Source organism: Streptomyces sp. NPDC057743 (assembly GCF_042798755.1).
GTDB lineage: Bacteria > Actinomycetota > Actinomycetes > Streptomycetales > Streptomycetaceae > Streptomyces.
Window position 1 is genome coordinate 1 of sequence record NZ_JBHVJX010000093.1, and the last position, 4,406, is coordinate 4,406.

At 67.2% G+C, this 4,406-nt stretch carries 6 protein-coding genes; 5 read left to right on the forward strand and 1 reads right to left on the reverse strand.

Annotated elements, in window-relative coordinates; genetic code table 11:
• The coding region (locus ACFVFQ_RS38280; RefSeq protein WP_383425307.1) for a protein rep at positions 1 to 1,215 on the forward strand (1,215 nt) is incomplete at its 5' end.
• 246 nt (positions 1,216 to 1,461) lie between these two features.
• Here the strand turns inward: ACFVFQ_RS38280 and ACFVFQ_RS38285 are convergent.
• The gene (locus ACFVFQ_RS38285; RefSeq protein WP_376947939.1) at positions 1,462 to 1,752 is read right to left on the reverse strand and encodes a hypothetical protein; all 291 of its coding nucleotides are present in this window, start codon (positions 1,750 to 1,752) and stop codon (positions 1,462 to 1,464) included.
• Between the two features lie 124 nt (positions 1,753 to 1,876).
• On the opposite strand from ACFVFQ_RS38285, the gene ACFVFQ_RS38290 reads away from it, so the two are divergent.
• The 4 genes from ACFVFQ_RS38290 to ACFVFQ_RS38305 all read left to right on the forward strand — a co-directional run.
• Positions 1,877 to 2,275, forward strand: a complete 399-nt coding sequence (locus ACFVFQ_RS38290) for a hypothetical protein (protein ID WP_376947983.1) — start codon at positions 1,877 to 1,879, stop codon at positions 2,273 to 2,275.
• Between the two features lie 2 nt (positions 2,276 to 2,277).
• Positions 2,278 to 3,708, forward strand: coding sequence for a hypothetical protein (locus ACFVFQ_RS38295; RefSeq protein WP_376947985.1), 1,431 nt, complete (start codon positions 2,278 to 2,280; stop codon positions 3,706 to 3,708).
• Entirely contained in the window at positions 3,705 to 4,016 is a 312-nt protein-coding gene (locus ACFVFQ_RS38300; protein ID WP_376947934.1) for a hypothetical protein, read from the forward strand. The genes ACFVFQ_RS38295 and ACFVFQ_RS38300 overlap by 4 nt, the downstream gene beginning before the upstream one ends.
• A gap of 142 nt (positions 4,017 to 4,158) precedes the next feature.
• A partial coding sequence (locus tag ACFVFQ_RS38305) for a hypothetical protein (RefSeq protein WP_383425309.1) occupies positions 4,159 to 4,406 on the forward strand: 248 nt, incomplete at its 3' end.

A 4,406-nucleotide genomic window follows, 5' to 3' on the forward strand; every position in this document is an offset into this window, starting at 1 on the left:
GGCAGCCGGGCCGCCTCTGGCGGCCTGGCGGACGGCCCTTCTAGGTACAACGCGAATAATGTTTCCCACATCCAAGAACTTCCCAGCTCAGAGGCCGAATCGGCCGTTCGGCAGGATCGCCGTGGGAAGCGCTTCGCACAGCGGCAAGTCCTCTGGGGGATCACCACGATCCCGCGCGTCAAGAAGTGCGGCCGGACCACCAACGGGAACGTCGGCGACGGCCTGGCGGCGGTCGTCGTCAACGCTGGCGTCGCCCACTGGTCCGGCTTCTGCTCCTGCGGCTCCATCTGGGCCTGCCCGGTGTGCTCGGCCAAGATCCGGGCCACCCGCGCCGACGAGATCGCACGCGCCGTCGCCCGGCACATGGCCGACGGCGGAACGGCCTGGATGGTCACCCTGACGGCCCGTCACAAGAAGCATCACGATCTTGCCGACCTCTTCGACGCGGTCGCCAACGGATGGCGTCAGCTCATGTCCGGCCGGGCCTGGGCCGGTGACCCGAAGCGGGGAGTGTTCGGAGAACGCGACCGGCTCGGAGTCCGGGGCAATATCCGCTCGCTCGAAATCACCTACGGAACCCGCAACGGCTGGCATCCGCACCTGCATGTCGTCCTCCTCCTCAACGAGGAAACCGGCCCCGAACTCGCCTACGCAATTCACCGGTGGGACAAGGTTTGGCGGGCCTGGATGAAGAAGAAGGGATACGAGCCGAGCAAGGAACACGGTGTCAACTGGTCCAAGGTCACCACCCCGGAAGAGGCAGGTGAATATATCGCCAAGGTCCAGGAAGGCAAAGGCCACCTCGGCAACGAAATGGCCCGTGGCGACATGAAGGCCGGACGCCTCGGAACCCTCGCCCCGTTCGAGATGCTGGAATACCTGCGCGTCACCGGAGACGCCGCCGTCGTCCCGGTCTGGCACGAGTACGAGAAGGCGACCTTCCGGCGACGAGCGATCACATGGTCACGCGGCCTGCGGGCCCAACTCCTCGATGACGAACCGGAGTTGACCGACGAAGAGGTCGCGGCCGAAGAGGTCGGCGGGGAGACGTGGGCACTTCTGCCGGCCGAATCGCTCCGGGCCATGCGACGGGTGCCGGGCCTCCAGGCCGCCATCCTCGACGCTGCCGAGAACGGCGGATTCGCAGAGCTGGTCAACCTTCTGACTGCCTACCACCTGGTCTACGAGAAGGGCCCCGACGCTCCCGCAGGATGACCAACTTCCTAGGGGTTGGGAAAGTGTTTGCCGAAAGGTGATCTGCGGGGCGGGATCATGAAAAGGGGCCATTACACTTGTACCAATGGAGAGGGCTGGAAAGCCCTCACCGCGTAAGTGGGCACTCGGCCCCTTTTCTTGATCCCGGAGGGGCCCCGCTGATCAGCTTTCGGTAAAGACTTTCTCAGGCCCGGTCCCACCAAAAAGGCCCCCGCCCAATTCGGACGGGGGCCTAATTGACTTTCATCAGCCATCCTGTTTCCTCCGCTTGTACAGGGCCGCAGTCGAGACCTTCGCCGCCCGCGAAACCTCAGTCGGAGAAAGGCACTTGGATTCCAGGGCCTCATCCGACAGGGTTCGTTCCAGTGATCGACTCTCCTCCCGGATGTCAGAGGCAGCACGGAGGATCGTCCGGTACCACTCCGCCGCGTCCGGCCGGTTCGCCTGATCCGCCGTCAGCCCGTACACCGCCAGGTCCCGGAGACGTTCGAGCTGCCGTTTGGCCTGATCAGCAGTCTTCTTCGGTACGGCCGACATAGGGAACTCCTCCATGCAATCCACAAACCAGTTGACAATCCCCGTTGACTGGGTTCAGGGTAGAGCACAGCACAGCACGTAGTCACCCACTCGTCACATGACGACACGTCAGAAAGAGGCCCCCATGCCCGCGATCTTCTTCGTTGACCAGGCCAAGAGCTTCAACATGCTGATGTTCCTCAGCAGCTCCCCGAAGACCGTCTTCGGCAACAACGACAAGCAGGACACGACCAAGGACGGCATCCCGAAGTGGGAGGTCCAGGTCGTCGCCACCTTCCAGCAGTTCGGCCGCGTCGAGAACGAGATCCTCAAGATCGGCATCGCGTCCCACCAGGACCCCGCCCAGACCCTCGGCGGCCCGACCCCCGTCGAGCTCGTCGGCTTCCGTGTGGGCGTCAGCCCCGCCGAGAAGCGGACCGACAAGAACGGCAACGAGCGGATCGTGGGCGGCACGGCCTGGTACCAGGCCGACGAGGTCCGCGCCATCTCCGCCGTCCCGTCCGGCCGGAAGTCGGAGGGCTGACCGTGACCTCCTCCGTCTTGGACGGGCTGAACGCGGCCCCCCTGATCGCCCTGGTTGCCCTCGTGGCCCTGGTCGGCTGGGGGGCCGCTCGGCTCCTGATCACCACCTACCGCTACCTCCGCGCAACCCCGCTCCAGCGGCGCCGGATGCGGCACGCCTGGCGGATCTCGCTCCGGTGGAAGCGCCTCGCCCCCAACCTCGGCCTCGCCCGCGTGGACGAGAACACCAAGGGCCGCAAGGGCATGGACGGCAAGCCGGTCAAGCCGATCACCGTCGTCCCGAAGATCCGGGTCTACCCCGAGCCCTGGGGCATCCGGGTCCGCGCCGCCACGATCCCGAAGGTCGGCATCGAGGAGTACGAGAAGGCAGCCGGGTGGCTGGCCGACTCCTGGGGCTGCCAGACGGTCGAGGTCCAGCGCGTCGCCCCCGGTGTGGTCGAGCTTCGCGGCCTCGTCGGCAACCCGCTGGACGAGCACTTCCCGTACGCCTTCCCGGCCGGGGACGACTGGGTGCTCCCGCTCGGCCGCAACCCCTGGGCCCGCGACCTCGTCATCCCGCTCCGAGAGCTGTCCGGCATCAAGGTGGCCGGCATGCCGGGCTACGGCAAAACCATGCTCATGCTCGGCTGGTTCGCCTCCCTCGCTCGGCGGCCCGAGGTCCAGTTCGCCGTGTTCGACGGCAAGACCAGCGACCCCCGATACGGCGACTGGGGAGAGGTCGGCCAGCGGGCCATGTTCATCGTCGGGGACAACCCCGAGACCGCCCATCAGCGCCTGACCGAACTCGTCCGGCTGATCAAGGACCGGCCCTCACAGCTCGTGGCCGAACGAGGGACGCACAAGTTCTGGAAGGCCGGACCGACCGTCACGATCCCGCTGGTCCTGGTGCTCATGGACGAGTGCCACAACTACATCGACGCGGCCGGGCTCAAGGGCAAGGACAAGGAACTCATCGAGGCCAACCAGCGGCTCATGCGGACGGTCGCCAAGGAAGGTCGCGGCCTCGGCGTGATCCCCGTCGTCGGCACCCAGAAGCAGACCTCGGACGCGATCCCGACCGCCGTCCGCGACAACCTCGAAGTCGGCGTCTGCTTCGCCACCTTCACCATCGACGGGGCAGAGGCCGCGCTGGGCAACGGCATCCGCAAGGACGAGGAGAACCAGCCCACGACCCTGATCGACAAGGAACGCTTCGCCGGGGTCTGCGTCGTCACCGGGGTGCCCGGACTCTCCGGCCGCTACGACCGCGTCCGGGTGGGCGACATCGACGAGGCCGCCATGCTCCAGCTCGTCGCCGCGTCCATCGGCTACCGCGCCGACGTCATTCCCGCGGCTGCCCCCACCGTCCGAGACGTCTCCGCCGATTCGGCCGGCACAACCGTGCCGCTCCAGAAGGAAGCCCCGAAGACGACCCGTAGGAGGAAGGCGTCATGACCGCGTACGAGCCCCCGCCCGTCTACACCCCGACCCCGATCCACATCGGCCCCGGACAGGCCCTCAGCGCCCCTCAGAGCCTCCAGCAGCCCCCGGCCTACGTCGTGGTCCAGCAGGCTGCCCCCGCGCCCTCCTGGCTCCGTCAGCACTCCGGACAGCTCATCGCCGGGGCCGGGGCCGGGGTCCTGGTCGTCGCCCTCCTCCTGGCCGTCGCCGTCGTCGCGGTGGCGGTCGGGATCGCAGCCATCTCGGCGGCCATCGGCTGGCTCGTCATCAAGAGCCTGATGGGCCAGCAGAACGCGAAGTGACCGCCCGGCGTGTTCGTATCACGCCGGTCGGCCACTGAGGACAGGATCGCACGAGAGACGCAAAGGGGGCCCGAAAGCGCTGGTGACGCTTCGGGCCCCTTGGTCTCCGCCCCGCCTCTGACAGCACGAACGGAGAACGTCCATGGACAGCGTAGGGCAGACCGCCGACACCGGTCGAGACGACCAGGCCGGTGTGATCGAGGCCGAAGAGCTGATCACGGAACAGGTCCGCAGGACCCTCACGGCCACGGCCGGTCGCCAGGTCTCCCGGCAGCCCCGGGCCGAAGGCAGGAGGGGCAGCCGGGCCGCCTCTGGCGGCCTGGCGGACGGCCCTTCTAGGTACAACGCGAATAATGTTTCCCACATCCAAGAACTTCCCAGCTCAGAGGC

Excerpts from the sequence above, each read along its gene's own strand:
- ACFVFQ_RS38285 (WP_376947939.1), bottom strand. The coding sequence starts at position 1,752 with ATGTCGGCCGTACCGAAGAAGACTGCTGATCAGGCCAAACGGCAGCTC.
- ACFVFQ_RS38290 (WP_376947983.1), top strand. The coding sequence starts at position 1,877 with ATGCCCGCGATCTTCTTCGTTGACCAGGCCAAGAGCTTCAACATGCTG.
- ACFVFQ_RS38300 (WP_376947934.1), top strand. The coding sequence starts at position 3,705 with ATGACCGCGTACGAGCCCCCGCCCGTCTACACCCCGACCCCGATCCAC.